This is a genomic window from Paraburkholderia kirstenboschensis (assembly GCF_032806925.1).
Lineage (GTDB): Bacteria > Pseudomonadota > Gammaproteobacteria > Burkholderiales > Burkholderiaceae > Paraburkholderia > Paraburkholderia kirstenboschensis.
In genome coordinates this window covers 3,033,645-3,049,937 of sequence record NZ_CP136513.1, presented here as the reverse complement: position 1 = coordinate 3,049,937, position 16,293 = coordinate 3,033,645, and the positions used below count along the sequence as shown (strand labels likewise).

15 protein-coding genes are annotated in these 16,293 nt (G+C 62.7%); 8 read left to right on the top strand and 7 right to left on the bottom strand.

The genetic code is table 11. The features are described 5' to 3' along the window. The first annotated feature begins 67 nt into the window (after window positions 1-67). Window positions 68-307, top strand: a complete 240-nt coding sequence (locus RW095_RS36290; protein ID WP_020067099.1) for a hypothetical protein — start codon at window positions 68-70, stop codon at window positions 305-307. 228 nt (window positions 308-535) lie between these two features. Here RW095_RS36290 and rfaE2 read toward each other — a convergent pair whose 3' ends face one another. The 6 genes from rfaE2 to RW095_RS36260 form a co-directional block, all read right to left on the bottom strand. Next, entirely contained in the window at window positions 536-1,018 is a 483-nt protein-coding gene (gene rfaE2, locus RW095_RS36285) for a D-glycero-beta-D-manno-heptose 1-phosphate adenylyltransferase (RefSeq protein WP_317020552.1), read from the bottom strand. Window positions 1,019-1,252: 234 nt separating this feature from the next. Then, window positions 1,253-2,125: a ferritin family protein gene (locus tag RW095_RS36280; protein WP_317020551.1), complete on the bottom strand. Its 873-nt coding sequence runs from the start codon at window positions 2,123-2,125 to the stop codon at window positions 1,253-1,255. Between the two features lie 567 nt (window positions 2,126-2,692). After that, on the bottom strand, window positions 2,693-3,547 hold the full coding sequence (locus RW095_RS36275) for a PhaM family polyhydroxyalkanoate granule multifunctional regulatory protein (RefSeq protein ID WP_317020550.1): 855 nt from the start codon (window positions 3,545-3,547) through the stop codon (window positions 2,693-2,695). A 119-nt stretch (window positions 3,548-3,666) separates the two neighbouring features. Continuing rightward, window positions 3,667-4,518 (bottom strand): enoyl-CoA hydratase/isomerase family protein, encoded by an 852-nt coding sequence (locus tag RW095_RS36270; protein WP_317020549.1) that lies wholly within the window; start codon window positions 4,516-4,518, stop codon window positions 3,667-3,669. Window positions 4,519-4,554: 36 nt separating this feature from the next. Next, on the bottom strand, window positions 4,555-5,820 hold the full coding sequence (locus RW095_RS36265; RefSeq protein WP_317020548.1) for an ABC transporter substrate-binding protein: 1,266 nt from the start codon (window positions 5,818-5,820) through the stop codon (window positions 4,555-4,557). A gap of 123 nt (window positions 5,821-5,943) precedes the next feature. Further along, on the bottom strand, window positions 5,944-6,927 hold the full coding sequence (locus RW095_RS36260; RefSeq protein WP_317020547.1) for a fumarylacetoacetate hydrolase family protein: 984 nt from the start codon (window positions 6,925-6,927) through the stop codon (window positions 5,944-5,946). Window positions 6,928-7,091: 164 nt separating this feature from the next. Between RW095_RS36260 and RW095_RS36255 the strand changes: the two genes are divergently transcribed. The 7 genes from RW095_RS36255 (at window position 7,092) to RW095_RS36225 (ending at window position 15,418) form a co-directional block, all read left to right on the top strand. Continuing rightward, on the top strand, window positions 7,092-8,009 hold the full coding sequence (locus tag RW095_RS36255; RefSeq protein ID WP_317020546.1) for an IclR family transcriptional regulator: 918 nt from the start codon (window positions 7,092-7,094) through the stop codon (window positions 8,007-8,009). Window positions 8,010-8,073: 64 nt separating this feature from the next. Further along, window positions 8,074-9,357 (top strand): DUF3108 domain-containing protein, encoded by a 1,284-nt coding sequence (locus RW095_RS36250; RefSeq protein ID WP_317020545.1) that lies wholly within the window; start codon window positions 8,074-8,076, stop codon window positions 9,355-9,357. A gap of 183 nt (window positions 9,358-9,540) precedes the next feature. Beyond that, a complete protein-coding gene (locus RW095_RS36245; RefSeq protein ID WP_317020544.1) occupies window positions 9,541-10,329 on the top strand; it encodes an alpha/beta fold hydrolase in 789 nt (262 codons plus the stop codon). Between the two features lie 118 nt (window positions 10,330-10,447). After that, window positions 10,448-10,705 carry a BTH_I0359 family protein gene (locus tag RW095_RS36240; protein ID WP_013337859.1) on the top strand — a complete coding sequence of 86 codons (258 nt, stop codon included), beginning with the start codon at window positions 10,448-10,450 and terminating at the stop codon, window positions 10,703-10,705. 393 nt (window positions 10,706-11,098) lie between these two features. After that, window positions 11,099-12,169 (top strand): homocysteine S-methyltransferase family protein, encoded by a 1,071-nt coding sequence (locus RW095_RS36235; RefSeq protein ID WP_317020543.1) that lies wholly within the window; start codon window positions 11,099-11,101, stop codon window positions 12,167-12,169. A gap of 94 nt (window positions 12,170-12,263) precedes the next feature. Continuing rightward, window positions 12,264-15,038 carry a methionine synthase gene (metH, locus tag RW095_RS36230; protein WP_317020542.1) on the top strand — a complete coding sequence of 925 codons (2,775 nt, stop codon included), beginning with the start codon at window positions 12,264-12,266 and terminating at the stop codon, window positions 15,036-15,038. 173 nt (window positions 15,039-15,211) lie between these two features. After that, window positions 15,212-15,418, top strand: coding sequence for an acid-shock protein (locus RW095_RS36225; protein ID WP_317020541.1), 207 nt, complete (start codon window positions 15,212-15,214; stop codon window positions 15,416-15,418). 178 nt (window positions 15,419-15,596) lie between these two features. On the opposite strand, the gene RW095_RS36220 is transcribed toward RW095_RS36225, so the two are convergent. After that, window positions 15,597-15,923, bottom strand: a complete 327-nt coding sequence (locus RW095_RS36220) for a DUF1840 domain-containing protein (protein WP_128586100.1) — start codon at window positions 15,921-15,923, stop codon at window positions 15,597-15,599. Between the last annotated feature and the right edge of the window lie 370 nt (window positions 15,924-16,293).

Here is a 16,293-nt window from a genome sequence, read left to right as displayed (position 1 = left end):
ATGTGACGGCTCAACTTCGCGCCTGAATCACATCGGCGGCTTAACTTCTGGAAGGGAAAATATAACGATGCTGCGCTGGCTGATCGCCATACTGTTCCTGGCCAACCTTCTGGCATTCGTCGCAGTGCGCGGCGTGTTCGGCCCGACGCCCACGGCGAGCGGGCGCGAACCCAATCACTTGAGCCGTGAAGTCCATCCGGACTGGTTGAAGGTGCGTCCGGTCACGGCCACCGACGCCGCCGATCAGGCTGTTGTTGGCGCGGCGGCACCGGTCGCGCCGATCGCGGCGTCGGCGTTGCCGCAATAAAGCGGAAAATCGAAGCAGAGAATTGGAGCCGGCTACAGCAGTGGCGTGTTAGAGCGGGGCATTCGAGCGGCGAAGGGTAACGGCGAGCTCTGCATCGGCGAATACGAGCGGCGCGTCTAAGGGGCCCATCGAGGCGGCAACTGAAGCGTCGAACCGGGCATCGAACTGTGCAAGCGCAAGCCCTGGCCCAAGCCACGCAGACTCAGCGCCCCGGTCGCCCGCTCACACTTAGCCCTGCGTACGAACCTTCTTGAGCAGCGCCGTGGTCGAGCGGTCGTGCTCGAACGGAATCGCCAGCGCCTTGCCGCCCCAGCCGCGCACGACGGCCGACTCCGGCAGCGCATTCATGTCGTAGTCGCCGCCCTTGACGAGCACATCGGGACGTAGCGCCGAGATCAGTTCGACCGGCGTCTTTTCCCCAAAGCAAACCACGTAGTCGACGCTCTCCAGCGCCGCGAGCAAAGCCATCCGGTCGGCTTCGTTGTTGATCGGCCGGTCATCGCCCTTGCCGAGCATGCGGACCGACGCGTCGCTGTTCACGCCTACGATCAGGCAAGCGCCCTGCGCTTTCGCGTCCGCGAGATAGGTCACATGCCCGCGATGCAGGATGTCGAACACGCCGTTCGTAAATACGACCGGCGCGTTCAGCGAAGGGCGCAGCGCGACCAGCGCGTCGCGCGTGAGAATCTTGCGTTCGAAAATAGCAGCCATTTGGGGATGTGGAAGATACAGAAAATTGCCGTCGCGATACGGCGCAAGCAACGTGGAGCTTGACGTTCGGGCAGATCGGTCAAGCGCAAAGGTCAAGCATCGAAATCAAGCGCCAATCAAACAAAACGGTCCGGCAAGCTCGCGCCTGCCGGACCGTTTCAGAGCGCCGAACCGGAGCGCGGCGCTAGCTTTGCATCATGCGCGAGCCGCGAACCGGAATTCACGAGGCTGCATTCAAGCCGGCTGTTCGGCCGATTTCTGGTCGACCTGCAGCCGCGCCACCACTTCCTTGCGATAGCGGTTCAGTTCCTGTGCAGTAGTGAACGTGCGCTCGAATAGCAGCGACAGGTTATGCAGAATGCGCTCGACCACCTTCTTTTCCCAACCGTCGTCGAAACGGATCTGCTCGTCGAGCCAGCGCTCGAGCCATTCGGGATCGGGCAGGCGCGACTGGATCGTGTCGCGCGGGAACAGCGCCTGATTCACATGCAGATTCGTGGGATGCAACGGCTTTTCGGTGCGGCGGGCCGACGCCATCAGCACGCCGATCTTTGCAAAAGCGGCCCGCGCGATGTCGCCGGTTTGCACCATCGCTTTCTTCATGTAGCGCAGGTAAGCGCCGCCATGCCGCGCTTCGTCGCGCGAAATGGTTTCGTAGATGTGCTTGATGACCGGCTCAGTGTGCCATTCGGCAGCACGGCGATACCAGTGATTCAGGCGAATTTCGCCGCAGAAGTGCAGCATCAGCGTTTCAAGCGGCGGCGCCGGGTCGAATTCGAAGCGCACCGCGTGCAGCTCTTCTTCAGTGGGGCACATTTCCGGCTTGAAGCGGCGCAGGTATTCCATCAGCACCAGCGAATGTTTCTGCTCTTCGAAGAACCACACGCTCATGAACGCGGAGAAATCGCTGTCATGATGATTGTCACGCAGAAACATTTCCGTGGCGGGCAACGCCGACCATTCGGTGATCGCGTTCATCTTGATCGTCGCGGCCTGCTCGTCGGTCAATAGCGATGCGTCGAACTTGTCCCAGGGAATGTCTTTCTCCATGTCCCATCGAACGGATTCGAGCGATTTATAAAGTTCCGGGTAAAGCATGGTGTTCATAGTCCCACCCCTGTTCTGCACATACTGTGTGTGTCTGTCACTACTACGTGTAGCACTTTCCTGGCCACGAACGAAACGCGCCGGGTGTCGTGCCCGAATGCCGCGCCGTTCGCCGGCCAACCCTTCAATTTTACGCGGTACCGGCCGCCTGGATGCACGGCCAGCGAAGAGGTCCGGGCGCTCGCGCGAGGAGCTACGCGCTGCGCGGCCAACCGTGGGTGAGGGATACCCTTTGCCTGAGGTCGAGCCAGTTTGCGATGAAAACCGCACCGTCCAGCCCTGCGCCGGTGATGCCGGCGGCGAATGGAGCGTGGGCGGCTCGATTGGTTGTTTTCAGCGCACGCCCAAAAACCAAACAAAGACCTTCCAATGATATCACGCTGACTTCCTCAAACCCGCGTGGTAACGGACGCAATTCCGATGCCCGGTTGACCTGCCTCAACGACTGGCGCAATCGGCGGAGTGTGGCTCCCGACGGGGTCAAAACGGTGACAAGTCGGCAATTTTTCTATGGTCGCCGGCCGCCTGTAGTCGGCCCGCCCGCCGCCCGCCTCTCGCTGCGCGTCGTCACACGGACTTCTTTGGCGGCTTCGACCCGCTGCTGACCGTGCTCGAAGCTGCGCGCCTCGCGGTTGACGGCGCGCGTTTCGCCGCTGGCCGCTTCGCCGCAGGCTGAGCAGATCCAGCGCCTTCAGCCGACTTTGCAGACACTGCGGCGGCATCGTCCCCGGGCGATGGCCGCGGCACATCAGTCGCCCCGCCAACCGCCTCGCTCGCCTCGTCCGCAGCATCCTGGGAAGCGTCGGCTTGCGCGCCGCCGCTCGCGGCTGCACCCGCCGCGCTGGCTGGCGGCTGAGTCATCGCGAATTGCGCGATCTGGTTGAATTGCGATTGCAGCAGGTTCCACCATGCCGATGCGTCGAACGGCGGTGTGGCAGGTGTGTCTTCCTCGTCACTCGACGATTCGGCGGCAGTCGAGCTTTCGGCCGAAGCCGCCGGCTCCGGATGAGGCCAACTGCTCGTCGGCGACGGACTCGGCGCTGGCACTGGCGACGCCGCCGCCGGCTGACTCATCGATTGCTGTGCAAACGCGCCGAACGCGCGCAGCGTCGCAAGCGTCGCGCGCTGCACCTCGAGCGCCTGAATCGCGGACTGCAGCATGCTCAGGTTCAGCTTGAGCCATTGCTCGACCGCGCGCATGTCAGTGATGCGCTTATCGAGTTCTTCGACGTTGGTAAGCGGCGCCATCATGTCGGACATCATCGACAGTGACGGACCCAGGCCCGCGCCCGGTTGTGCGCCGGAAAACGCGGAGCCGAACGGTGACATGCGCATCATGCCCCACATGCCCTCCAGCATTTCGGCGGGCGGAAAACCAGGGAAGCCAGGGAACGGCGGCGTTGAGCCAGGTGTGTCAGTCATGCTTGTCGCCTCGCTGCATTAACAAAAAAAGCGCGGAAGGAAAACGCGAAAGAAAGAGCGCATGGAGCGCACCTGAATCCGATCATACAGCGCAGTGCATCGGAATCGCGCTGCATCCATTACGGTGCACGCCAAGGGTCCGCGCCGCCAAAATCCGGCGCACGCCGCTCGCGCAGCGAGTTCACGCCTTCTCGCACGTCCGGCCCGGCGAACCCCATGAATTCCAGCGCAAGCGACGTATCGAAAGCGGGCCCTGCCGAGCGCAGCCAGTTGTTCAACGCATACTTCGTCCAGCGGATCGCGGTTTGCGAACCGTGCGCGAGCTTCTGCGCGACTTCAAATGCTTTGGGCAGCAGATCGTTTTCGTCGACTGCGAGCGACACGAGCCCGATGCGCTCCGCCTCCGCGCCGCTCACCGGCTCGCACAGCATCAGGTAGTACTTGGCCTTCGCCATGCCGCACAGTAGCGGCCAGACAATCGCCGCGTGATCGCCGGCGGCTACGCCGAGCCGTGTGTGACCGTCGATAATGCGCGCCGTCTTCGATGCGATCGAAATATCCGCAAGCAGGCCCGCGACCAGACCCGCGCCGACGGCCGGACCGTGCATCGCCGAGACGATCGGTTTGCTGCAGTTGATGACGTTGTAGACCAGATCGCGAGCCTCGCGCCACACGCGCGCGCGCACGTCGAAGTCGGTGGCCATGTCTTCGACCAGTTGCAGATCGCCGCCCGCCGAGAAGCCCTTGCCCTCGCCTCGAATGATAGCGACGCGCGTGTCGGGATCGCGGTCGATGTCGCGCCAGATTTCCGCGAGTTCGTAATGCATGCGCGCGTCGGCGGTGGCAAGCCCGCTTCTGTTGGCGCCTTCGCCGCTCATCACCACTTCGAGCACCCCGTGCGGACGGCGATGCAACTTGAGCGACTGGTACTGTGCGTAAAACGCATCGTTGCTGTGAGCTTGTTCAGACATGGTGATCGATCCGTGTGTGCGTGATGTGCGCATCGCTTAACGCGGCTGATAAATCCATTTGCCGTTCCTGATTTCGACCATTACGCGCGCGCGTTGGTCGAGCCCCAGGTGGTCCCCGGCGCTCATGTTGACGACGCCGTTGGTATCCGCGAGACCGCGCGTGCCTTCCAGTGCGTCGCGCAACGCGCGGCGAAATTCCGGCGTGCCGGGCGCCGCCGTTTTCAACGCGATCGGCACAGCATGGTTGAGCAACATGCCCGCGTCCCACGTGTACGAGCCGAATGCCGAGACGCTGCCCGGTCCGCGCAGCGCTTCGAAGCGCGCGATGTAATCGAGCGCGAGGCGCTTGGCCGGATGATCGGCGGGCAATTGCGCCGCGACCAACACGGGGCTTGCGGGCAGGAAGGTGCCGTTGCAATCGGCGCCGCACACGCGCAAAAAGTCGTTATTGCCCACGCCGTGGTTGTGATAGATCAGCCCTTTGTAGCCGCGCTCGCGCAGTGTCTTCGGCGGTAGCGCGGCGGGCGTGCCGGCCGCGCCCACCACCACTGCATCGGGATGCGTTGCGAGGATTTTCAGCACCTGACCCGTCACGCTCGGATCGGTGCGATTGAAGCGCTCGCTCGCCACCATTTGCATATGATGAAGCTGCGCGAATTTCGCGACTTCGGCGTAAAACGTCTCGCCGAGCGCATCGGCCTGACCGATGAAGGCGACCGTCTTCACGCCGCGCGTGCTTGCGTGCTCGGCGATTGCCGAAGCCATCATCGCATCGGTTTGCGGAGTCTTGAATACCCAATGGCGCTTGGCATCCACGGGTTCAATGATTTTCGCCGACGACGCGAGCGAGATCATTGGCGTCGTTCCGTCGGCGACCACGTCGATCATCGCCAGTGAGTTCGGCGTGATGGATGAACCGATGATCGCGTCCACATGATTTTCGGAGATCAGCTTCTTGGTGTCCTGTACGGCCTGGGTCGTGTCCGACGCATCGTCGAGCACGATGTATTCGACGCTCTGGCCGCTGATCTGTTTCGGCAGCAACGTCGCCGTATCGCGCGCGGGAATGCCGAGCGACGCAGCGGGCCCCGTTAGCGAGAGCACGAGCCCGATCTTCACCTGAGCCAACGCGATCGTGGGCGACAGGCATAGAAGCGCCGTGCACAGTGCGGCAACACGAGCCGCGGCTCTGGCTGGCCGCCCAGTCAGCTTCAGCTCCAGCCGCGTGCGTCCCGCGCTCGCATGCAGACCACGCGCGTAAGCGCTCCCCAATCCCGCGTCAAACGATCCAGCTCGCCGCATGGTGTCTCCTCACATGAGTTTTTCGTTTTGATATGCCGCCGATGCCGCCGCGCCAGTCAGTGTAGCGGCGCGCGGTGGCAGCGGCATCGGGCGAAACCCTTTCGGACGACGCGCCGTACCGCTTCAGTCGAGCGGCGCGATGCTCTGCTCGATGGAGCCGAAAATCGACTTGCCCGCTTCATCGAACATTTCGACCTTCACCGTGTCGCCGTACTTCATGAACTCGGTCTGCGGCGCGCCGTGCTCGATCGTTTCGAGGCAGCGTTTTTCGGCGATACAGCAATAGCCGCGCTTCGCGTCCTTGTTGGAGACGGTGCCCGATCCGACAATCGCGCCCGCGCGCAGATTGCGCGTTTTGGCAGCATGCGCGATCAGCTGGCCGAAATGGAACACCATGTCCGTGCCGGCGTCGGGCTGGCCGACTTTCTTGCCGTTCCAATGGACGATCATCGGCCGGTGCACGCGGCCTTCGCGCCAATGTTCGCCGAGTTCATCGGGCGTCACGGCGACCGGTGCAAACGAAGTAGCCGGCTTGCTCTGGAAAAACCCGAAGCCCTTTGCGAGTTCGGCGGGAATCAGGTTGCGCAGCGACACGTCGTTGACGAGCGTGATCAGACGCACGCTTTTGAGCGCCTGCTCGGGCGTGGCGCCGATCGGCACGTCCGTTGTGATAACGGCGACTTCTGCCTCGAAGTCGATGCCGAACGCTTCTGATGCACAGACCACGTCGTCTTTCGGACCGATGAAGTCGTCGCTGCCGCCCTGGTACATGAGCGGATCGGTCCAGAATTCCGGCGGCATCTCCGCGCCGCGCGCGCGCCGCACGAGTTCGACGTGATTCACATACGACGACCCGTCCGCCCATTGGAAAGCGCGGGGCAGCGGAGCCATGCAGTCGTTTGCGTTGAATGAAAATGTGTTGCGTGCGCGCCCCTGGTTGAGCGCGTCGTACAGGTCGTGCAGTTGCGGCGCGTAGAAGGTCCAGTCGTCGAGCACGCGTTGCAACGTGGGCGCGATCGCGTCGGCAACGGCCGCGGTGTGCAGGTCGCGGGACACGACAATCAGTTGGCCGTCGCGCGTGCCGTCCTTCAGCGTGGCAAGTTTCATGGAGGAATGAACCCTGTTAGTGACGATAGAGGGAATCTATTCTACGATGGTGAATCGGCGCCGCCCAACCCCGCCTTGCCGAAACCGGCTGACGGGCGCATGGCAAGGGCTCTGCGGCCGGCTTTTCTTTCATCGCTTTTGAACGCGCTTAGCGCGCCTTGCACATGCCGAACCCTGCCCGCTCCGGCGCCATTCCTGATCACGCTGACGCCGACGCGGACTCCGCCGAAGCGCCCGGCGCGTCCGACATCGACGACGAAACCGCCGAAACCACCGACGCCACCGACGCCGGCGAGGAAAAGCTGCGCTCGGGCATCCAGTCGATCGAAGTCGGCTTCCGGCTGCTCGACGTGCTGACCCACGAACCGCGCGCGATGATGCTGCGCGATCTCGCGCAGCGCGCCGGCATGAGTCCCGCCAAAGCGCACCGCTATCTGGTGAGCTTTCTGCGCCTCGGAGTCGTCTCGCAAGACCCGCTGTCCGGTCGATATGAACTGGGCGGCTTCGCATTGCAACTCGGACTCGCGCGGCTTGCCCGCGTCGACGGCGTGAAGCTCGCGCGGATCGCGCTCGCCGAATTGCGCGACCGGCTGGACCTGACCGTGGGCATCGCCGTGTGGGGCAATCAGGGGCCGACCATGGTTCACTGGATGGAGTCGAGCCATCCGGCGAAGGCGTCGTTGAAACTCGGCGATGTAATGCCGCTCCTCAGCTCCGCCACGGGTCTGCTCTTTGCGGCCTATCTGCCCACGGGCAAGACCGGCGCGATGCTGGAGCGCGAACTGGCCGACACGCGCCGCTCGTCGCATATTGGCGTGCCGCGCACCCGCGAGGAGGTCGAACGGGTGCTCGCGGACGTGCGCGAGCATGAAGCGGCGCGCGTCGAAGGCATGTTGCTGCCGACCATTCACGCGTTCTGCATGCCGGTGTTCGACTCCACCGGCGAACTGGCGCTCGGCCTGGTCGCGCTCGGCCACGAAGGCGCGTTCGACATCGGCTGGGGCGGCGAAATCGACACGGCGCTGCGCGAATGTGCGCAAAAGCTCTCCTACGAGCTGGGGTATAGTCCAACGCCGCGTTGACGCCCGCCGCCGGTATCCATTTATTCACGCATTTCGCGCCCGCACTACACGCATTCTTTCGCCGATGGCCCTACCTTCCGCCGCACACCATTCCGATCTGACGCTCGCTGACGAGCCGCGCGCCCGTGGGCGTACGTGGCGCTGGATCGCGGTGTTGCTCGTGGTCGGCGTTCTTCACTGGATCGCGGCGCAGTGGATCGAGCGCCACCGCGCGACACTGAATCCATCCAATGACGAACATGTCCCAGTGCAGGTTGCGCTTCTCAAGCCCGAACGTATCGAGCGTAATCCGGCTGCCGCAACCCCGGCTGCGGCTGCGCCCGAGCGAAAACGCAAGCCTGCCGCCGGCAAGCTGCGCGAGCATGTGTTGACCGCGCTGCAATCGGCCGAAAAGCCTACCGTCGACGCCGCAAGCGCCGCTTCGGACACCGCGGACACCGCCGCCAGCGCGCCTGCCGCAGACGCAGTGCCGGCGAGCGTCGCAACTGGCGCAAGCGGCGCGTCCGCGAGCGCAACGGCAAACGCGGCGCAAGCGTCGCCTGGCGTCAAGTTCTCGGTCCCGCCGTCAGGCGAACTTCAATACGACACGTTCTACAACGGCGTGCGCAACCAGCCCGGCACGATCCATTGGACGAGCAGCACGCAAAGTTACGAAATGGTGGTCTCGGTGCCCTTGCCTTTTGTCGGCACCTTCGTCTATTCGAGCCATGGCCGTATTGATGCATTCGGCCTCGCTCCCGAGCAATACGTGGAAAAGCGCGGTCATCGCGTGGAAGATGTTTCCATCTTCAATCGCGCCGACAGGAAGATCGCCTTCACGCGAACACCGACGACGCTGCCGTTGCCCGACGGCGCGCAGGACCGCTTCAGCATGATCATGCAACTGGCAAGCCTCGTGCGCGGTGACCCCGACGCCTACAAGCCGGGCGTGACCCGGCAGTTTTTCGTGGTAGACAGCGACAGCGGCGAAAACTGGCCAGTCGAGACAATCGGCGACGAAACGATCCGCACCGCGCAGGGCTACCTGCAAACGCGTCATTTCAAACGCCTGCCGCGCCGCGAAGGCGACCAGCGCCGCATCGACGTGTGGCTCGCGCCTTCGCTCGGCTGGCTGCCCGCGCGGCTCGTGCAGACGGAGCCGAACGGCACGCAATTCGAACTGGTGTGGCACGGCAAGATGGATGTCGATAACAGCGCGGGCTCGTCCGATACATCGCCAGATGCCGCGCCTTCCGCTGCGCCGGCAGTTGCGTCCGAAGCCGCACCAGCCGCGCCGCTGACGCCGCAGCCAGGCCCACCCGCCAATTCGACCGGTACCGACGACAGTTCCGGCAACATCAAGCCCTGACATAAAACCGCCGGCAACAGCGGCAATGCCGGCATGCACTCGAATAGTGCCTCGCACATACACGCGAAACTTCCTTCTCGACGCCGACTCTGCATCATCAGATGCAACCGTTGGCGAGCCGCATACGTATATGCGTCAAGCCTCGACCAATTCTTCCACTGCGTTCCCCTTGAAGGAGCCCGCATGCAAGTGAACATCAACGGTATCGAGACCCGCTACGTGCTGAGCAATGAAGGCGGCGGCCCCTGGCTCACGTTTATTCATCAACTAGGTGGCGACCTGTCCGTGTGGGACCAGCTCGCCGGTTATTTTCGCGACGACTACACGGTTCTGCGCTACGACGTGCGGGGTCACGGCCAAACGGCTTTGTCAAAAGAGCCGTTCTCAGTTGCCGATCTTGCCGGCGACCTTGCCGCGCTGCTCGATGCGCTGGGCGCGCCGAGCACGCACCTCGTAGGCATGTCGATGGGCGGCATGATCGCGCAGCAGTTCGCGCTGGACCACCGTTCGCGCGTGGACTCGCTCATCATTGCCGACAGCACTGCCGCGAATCCGCCAGAGGCCCGCGCAACATGGGATCAACGCGCCGCGAGCGCGCGCCGGGACGGCATGGCGTCGCTCGCGCCCGCCACGCTCGAACGCTGGCTGACCGAGGGTTTTCGGGTCGCGCATCCCGAAGCGGTGGAACCGATTCACGAGGCGCTGACCCGCACGTTGCCGGAAGGCTACGCTATGGCGTGCGAAGCGCTGCGTGACTTCGACGTACGCGGTAAGCTGGGAGCGATTCACTGTCCAACCCTGGTCGTGGCGGGGCGCCACGATACGGGCACGCGGCCTGCTGCTAGTCAGGCGATAGCAGATGCCATTGAAGGCGCTCACTTCGAATTACTCGACGCCGCTCATCTTGCGCCAGTCGAGCAGTCTCAACGTTTTGCTGCACTGCTTGAAACGTTTCTTGAAAGGCCGGTCTAACCGGTAGGTTCGGAACTTTTACAAGCGTCAATCCGGACCCACCCCTTGAATTCCACACCATAAGCTCCACGTATGGCGCAGGAATGGCCAGGAGCCAACGGAAATAAGGAGTGTCGCCATGCAAATGATCTACAACAGCCCTAACTATTGTGTCGTCGAATTCCCGCCGCAAGAAGGCCCGCTGGCCATGAAATCGGGTGGCTACGAGATCGTCGACAAAAACATGCAGCGTGAAATTTACATTGACGGTGCAATGGCGGCGCGGTTTCGCGAGAACGTGCAAAAGCTGATCGAAGAGGAACCGTCGCTAGACGAAGTGGACGAATTCCTCGGCCAGTTCGACAGCCTGATGCATCAACCGGTAATACTCCACTGAGTGCAAGTCGCGCCGACGTTTTCGGCGTTAATACCGTTTGTAGTGTTTTCAACGTATTTGGCGACATATATCGACCGCGCCGTCCGGTTCCACCGGCGGCCTTCATAAGACGGTCGGCAATGATGGAAGCGGTTCAGCGGGCTTCAGCCTGCTGAACCGTTTTTCTTTTTGTGGTGACCCTTCACCGCGAGGGGTTGCTGTCGGGTTGCCGTGACGTAGCTGTGTGATTCGCGCGCGGTCGTGTATTGCGCGGTCTCTCGCGGCGTTTGTCGCGACCTGACTTGCTCCTCCCCGACATCCAGTCAACGCCACGCCGCCTGCGCCCGGCGAATTAGCCCGGCTGCGGCTACAATGACTGGTTCCCGAAAAAGCCGGCGCAAGCCCTTGTCCGCCATGAACCAGCCTGCCCAAACTGCCAAGCCTGTCCGTCCCGAGCTCGCCTATACCCGCGGCACGGCGCTGCCCGCGCTGCTCAAGTCGCGCATTCTGATTCTGGACGGCGCAATGGGCACGATGATCCAGCGCTACAAGCTCGACGAAGCGCGCTATCGCGGCGAGCGCTTCAAGGACTACGGGCGCGACATCAAAGGCAACAACGAACTGCTGTCCATCACGCAGCCGCAGATCATCAGCGAGATTCACGAGCAGTATCTGGCTGCGGGCGCCGACATCATCGAGACGAACACGTTCGGCGCGACTACGGTCGCGCAGGCGGACTACGGCATGGAAGCGCTTGCAGTCGAAATGAATCTGCAGTCGGCAAAGCTTGCGCGCGCCGCGTGCGACAAGTATTCGACGCCGGACAAACCGCGCTTCGTTGCCGGCGCGATCGGACCGACGCCGAAGACCGCGAGCATTTCGCCCGACGTGAACGACCCGGGCGCGCGCAACGTCACGTTCGACGAACTGCGCGCGGCCTATTACGAGCAGGCGAAGGCGCTGCTAGAGGGCGGCGCCGACCTGTTTCTCGTCGAAACGATCTTCGACACGCTCAATGCAAAGGCCGCGCTTTTCGCGCTCGACGAACTGTTCGAAGACACCGGCGAACGTTTGCCGATCATGATCTCGGGCACGGTCACCGACGCCTCGGGGCGCATTCTCTCGGGCCAGACCGTCGAGGCATTCTGGAACTCGCTGCGGCATGCAAAGCCGCTCACGTTCGGTTTGAACTGCGCGCTGGGCGCGGCGTTGATGCGCCCGTACATCGCCGAACTTGCGAAGCTTTGCGACACGTATGTGTCGTGCTATCCGAACGCGGGTTTGCCGAATCCAATGAGCGATACGGGCTTCGACGAATTGCCGGCCGACACGTCCGGACTGCTCAAGGAATTTGCCGAAGCGGGCCTCGTGAACATCGCCGGCGGCTGCTGCGGTACGACGCCGGAGCACATCGCTGCGATAGCGAAGGCGCTCGCAGAAGTGAAGCCGCGCAAATGGCCGACGCAATATCGCGACGCCGCGTAAGCGGCGTCCAGGCAGACGCACCTCGGGCGCACTAGACACGCAATAGCGACGAACCAGACACGCACCGCAGAAGCAACCGAGCCGCACCTGAGACGTGCCACAGACGCACCCAGGCCGCACCCAACGCACGCAATCGACTCGCACATACGCCATGACAGATCACACCATGCGCCTTGCCGGCCTCGAGCCGTTTAACGTCACGTCCGGGACGCTCTTCATCAACGTTGGTGAACGCACCAACGTGACGGGATCGAAGGCGTTCGCACGAATGATCCTGAACGACCAGTTCGACGAAGCAATCGCCGTCGCGCGTCAGCAGGTGGAAAACGGCGCGCAGGTGATCGACGTCAACATGGACGAGGCGATGCTCGACTCCAAAGCGGCGATGGTCCGCTTCATGAATCTGATCGCGTCGGAGCCGGACATCGCGCGCGTGCCGATCATGATCGACTCGTCGAAATGGGAGGTGATCGAAGCGGGCCTGAAGTGCGTGCAAGGCAAGGCGATCGTCAACTCCATTTCGCTCAAGGAAGGTGAAGAAGCGTTCCGTCATCACGCGAACCTGATTCGCCGCTACGGCGCGGCCGCTGTGGTCATGGCGTTCGACGAACAGGGCCAGGCCGACACGTTCGAGCGCAAGACGCAGATCTGCAAGCGCTCGTACGACTTCCTCGTGAACGAAGTGGGCTTTCCGCCGGAAGACATTATCTTCGACCCGAACATCTTCGCGATTGCCACGGGTATCGAGGAGCACAACAACTACGCGGTCGATTTCATCAACGCGACGCGCTGGATCAAGCAGAACCTGCCGTATGCGAAGGTGAGCGGCGGCGTGTCGAACGTGTCGTTCTCGTTCCGCGGCAACGATCCGGTGCGCGAGGCGATTCACACCGTGTTCCTGTATCACGCGATTCAGGCCGGCATGGACATGGGCATCGTCAACGCGGGGCAGCTCGGCGTGTATGCCGATCTCGATCCGGAACTGCGCGAACGCGTTGAAGACGTGGTGTTGAATCGTCGTGAAGACGGCACCGACCGCCTGCTCGAAATCGCCGACAAGTTCAAAACCGGCGCGGCAAAGAAAGAAGAGAACCTCGAGTGGCGCAACCAGCCGGTCGAGAAGCGCCTGTCGCATGCGCTCGTGCATGGCATTACGAACTTCATCGTCGAAGATACCGAGGAAGTCCGCGCGAAGATCGCGGCCGCTGGCGGCCGTCCGATCAACGTGATCGAAGGCCCGCTGATGGACGGCATGAACATCGTCGGCGACCTGTTCGGCCAGGGCAAGATGTTCCTGCCGCAAGTCGTGAAGTCGGCGCGTGTAATGAAGCAGGCGGTTGCGCACCTGATCCCGTTCATCGAAGAAGAAAAGAAGCAGCTTGCGGCCGCGGGCGGCGACGTGCGCGCGAAAGGCAAGATCGTCATCGCGACCGTGAAGGGCGACGTGCACGACATCGGCAAGAACATCGTGTCGGTGGTGCTTCAGTGCAATAACTTCGAAGTGGTCAACATGGGTGTGATGGTTCCGTGCAACGACATTCTCGCGAAGGCGAAGGTCGAAGGCGCGGACATCATCGGGCTCTCCGGGCTGATCACGCCGAGCCTTGAGGAAATGGCCTACGTCGCGTCGGAAATGCAGCGCGACGACTACTTCCGCGTGAAGAAGATTCCGCTGCTGATCGGCGGCGCGACCACCTCGCGCGTGCACACCGCAGTGAAGATCGCGCCGCATTACGAAGGCCCCGTGGTGTACGTGCCGGACGCGTCGCGTTCGGTGTCCGTCGCCTCGAGTCTACTGTCCGACGAAGGCGCGACGAAGTATCTCGACGAGTTGAAGTCCGACTACAATCGCATCCGCAGTCAGCACGCGAACAAGAAGGCTCTGCCGATGGTCACGCTCGCCGAAGCCCGCGCGAACAAGACCCCGATCGACTGGAAAGGCTATCAGCCGGTCAAGCCGAAGTTCATTGGCCGCCGCGTGTTCAAGAACTTCGATCTGAACGAACTGGCGAACTACATCGACTGGGGGCCGTTCTTCCAGACGTGGGACCTCGCCGGTCCTTATCCGGCGATTCTGAACGACGAGATCGTCGGCGAATCGGCGCGGCGCGTGTTTTCCGACGGCAAGTCGATGCTCGCGCGCCTGATCCAGGGCCGCTGGCTGCAGGCTAACGGCGTGATCGCGCTGCTGCCCGCCAACACGGTCAACGACGACGACATCGAAATCTACACGGACGAATCGCGCAGCGAAGTCGCGCTCACATGGCGCAACTTGCGGCAGCAAAGCGTGCGGCCGGTGGTCGACGGCGTGATGCGGCCGAACCGCTCGCTAGCCGACTTTATTGCGCCGAAAGATTCGGGCGTGGCGGACTACATAGGCATGTTCGCGGTGACGGCGGGTCTCGGCGTCGACGTGAAGGAAAAGCAGTTCGAAAAGGATCACGACGACTACAGCGCAATCATGCTGAAGGCGCTCGCCGACCGTTTCGCCGAAGCCTTTGCCGAAGCGCTGCATGCGCGCGTGCGGCGCGACCTGTGGGGTTACGCGAACACCGAAAACCTGTCCAGCGACGACCTGATCGCCGAAAAATATCGCGGCATTCGTCCGGCGCCCGGCTATCCGGCGTGCCCGGACCATCTGGTAAAGCGCGACATGTTCGAGGTGCTGCAAGCCGGCGACATTGGCATGAGCGTGACCGAATCGCTCGCCATGCTGCCAGCGGCCAGCGTCTCCGGCTTCTATCTCGCGCATCCGGACAGCACGTATTTCTCTGTGGGCAAGATCGGCCAGGACCAGTTGGAAGACTACGCGCAGCGCATGTCCCTTTCGAAGGCGGACGCCGAGCGGGCGTTGGCGCCGTTGCTATGAGCCGGTAACAGCCGGTGTGCCGGCGTGGCGGGAAACCCACTATATCGGGCGAGAAAGACTGAATATTTGCGGCAACGTAATTTTCGGCTTTGTAGACTGGGGCGGCTTGACCCGCCAGACGCGGCGAAAACGCGTCGGCTCATCTAATTGCAACCGTCAACGGAGAAAATCTTATGAAGAAGCTGGCGCTGTTATTGACTGCTGTTTCGCTCGCCGCAGGTGCTTCGGCGGCGCTCGCGCAAACCGCCGCTCCGGGCGGCTCGAGCGCGGTCAGTTCGTACTCCCCGCCCACGGTGAAACACGTCAAGAAACCGAAGAAGCAAAAAACGAAGAAGGGTGAGACAGCTCCCGCAGTCGCTCCGGAAGCCGCCAGCCAGTAAGCAAGCGGCACGGCCAAACCGCTTCAGGCCTCGCAAGAAAAAAAGAGCCCGCGTTGAGCGGGCTCTTTTTCATGCAGGCATTGGGCGCGGGCCGCCGAATATCAGATCAGCGGCAAATACCGCGCGGGCATAGCCGCCCTCCCGGTCCGGCCGCGTTGGCCGGGCTGGCCTACGAGAATCACAGTCCCCAAACAATGTCCGCGTTCGCTTTTTGCGCGGCGCGCAGCATGTCGAGGAACGGGTAAGCGCGCTGCGCGAGCCCCGGCGGAATCTCGTGATGGTCGTGGCCCTCTTCGCCTTCGTGGAAATGGCCGTCGTGTTCGGCGCGTTCCTGCTTGTCGAAGGTGATGGCCGTTTCAAGTTTGGTGATCGCGTCGCCGAGTTCGGCGTGCGTAATGACACCTCGTTCACCTAGACGCTTGCCGACAATGCCGACCAGGTACTGTGCCAGATTCTCGAGCATCATCACGTCTGGGCAAGCGCGGCATTTGAAAGTAATCAGCATGACTGTTCCCTTTTTCGTTATGGTCGATTGACGCGCGAGCGGCGCTCAATGCAGCCGTCAGCACGCGCTCCCTTAGCTCGCCAAAGAGACGCGGCGGCATCGGCCCTTGCTGGGCATCTGATTGAACATATTAGCACCTGCTAAAATCCGTCTGGACGGAAAAGCGCGCCTCGCTGCGCCGCGCGCAAAGGTGCAAGCGGCGCAGCCAGCCCCGGCCGGTTCGCGCCTGCATGCCGCCGCAGACATGCCTTTGCAGGACGCCGCGCAGCGCGCTCGTTGCGTTGCAGGCTACGTGCCCGATGGCGCGCCCGTCATGCCGATGCGTTGACGAGCGAACCACCGCTTTCCACGCTTCTGACGAATCGGCCGT

What these genes read in the sequence shown, in the direction of transcription:
- RW095_RS36250 (WP_317020545.1), top strand. Translation starts at nt 8,074, where the DNA reads ATGGCCCTACCTTCCGCCGCACACCATTCCGATCTGACGCTCGCTGAC.
- rfaE2 (WP_317020552.1), bottom strand. Translation starts at nt 1,018, where the DNA reads ATGGCTGCTATTTTCGAACGCAAGATTCTCACGCGCGACGCGCTGGTC.
- RW095_RS36290 (WP_020067099.1), top strand. Translation starts at nt 68, where the DNA reads ATGCTGCGCTGGCTGATCGCCATACTGTTCCTGGCCAACCTTCTGGCA.
- RW095_RS36255 (WP_317020546.1), top strand. Translation starts at nt 7,092, where the DNA reads ATGCCGAACCCTGCCCGCTCCGGCGCCATTCCTGATCACGCTGACGCC.
- RW095_RS36240 (WP_013337859.1), top strand. Translation starts at nt 10,448, where the DNA reads ATGCAAATGATCTACAACAGCCCTAACTATTGTGTCGTCGAATTCCCG.
- RW095_RS36225 (WP_317020541.1), top strand. Translation starts at nt 15,212, where the DNA reads ATGAAGAAGCTGGCGCTGTTATTGACTGCTGTTTCGCTCGCCGCAGGT.
- RW095_RS36220 (WP_128586100.1), bottom strand. Translation starts at nt 15,923, where the DNA reads ATGCTGATTACTTTCAAATGCCGCGCTTGCCCAGACGTGATGATGCTC.
- RW095_RS36275 (WP_317020550.1), bottom strand. Translation starts at nt 3,547, where the DNA reads ATGACTGACACACCTGGCTCAACGCCGCCGTTCCCTGGCTTCCCTGGT.
- RW095_RS36270 (WP_317020549.1), bottom strand. Translation starts at nt 4,518, where the DNA reads ATGTCTGAACAAGCTCACAGCAACGATGCGTTTTACGCACAGTACCAG.
- RW095_RS36280 (WP_317020551.1), bottom strand. Translation starts at nt 2,125, where the DNA reads ATGAACACCATGCTTTACCCGGAACTTTATAAATCGCTCGAATCCGTT.
- RW095_RS36235 (WP_317020543.1), top strand. Translation starts at nt 11,099, where the DNA reads ATGAACCAGCCTGCCCAAACTGCCAAGCCTGTCCGTCCCGAGCTCGCC.
- RW095_RS36245 (WP_317020544.1), top strand. Translation starts at nt 9,541, where the DNA reads ATGCAAGTGAACATCAACGGTATCGAGACCCGCTACGTGCTGAGCAAT.
- RW095_RS36265 (WP_317020548.1), bottom strand. Translation starts at nt 5,820, where the DNA reads ATGCGGCGAGCTGGATCGTTTGACGCGGGATTGGGGAGCGCTTACGCG.
- RW095_RS36260 (WP_317020547.1), bottom strand. Translation starts at nt 6,927, where the DNA reads ATGAAACTTGCCACGCTGAAGGACGGCACGCGCGACGGCCAACTGATT.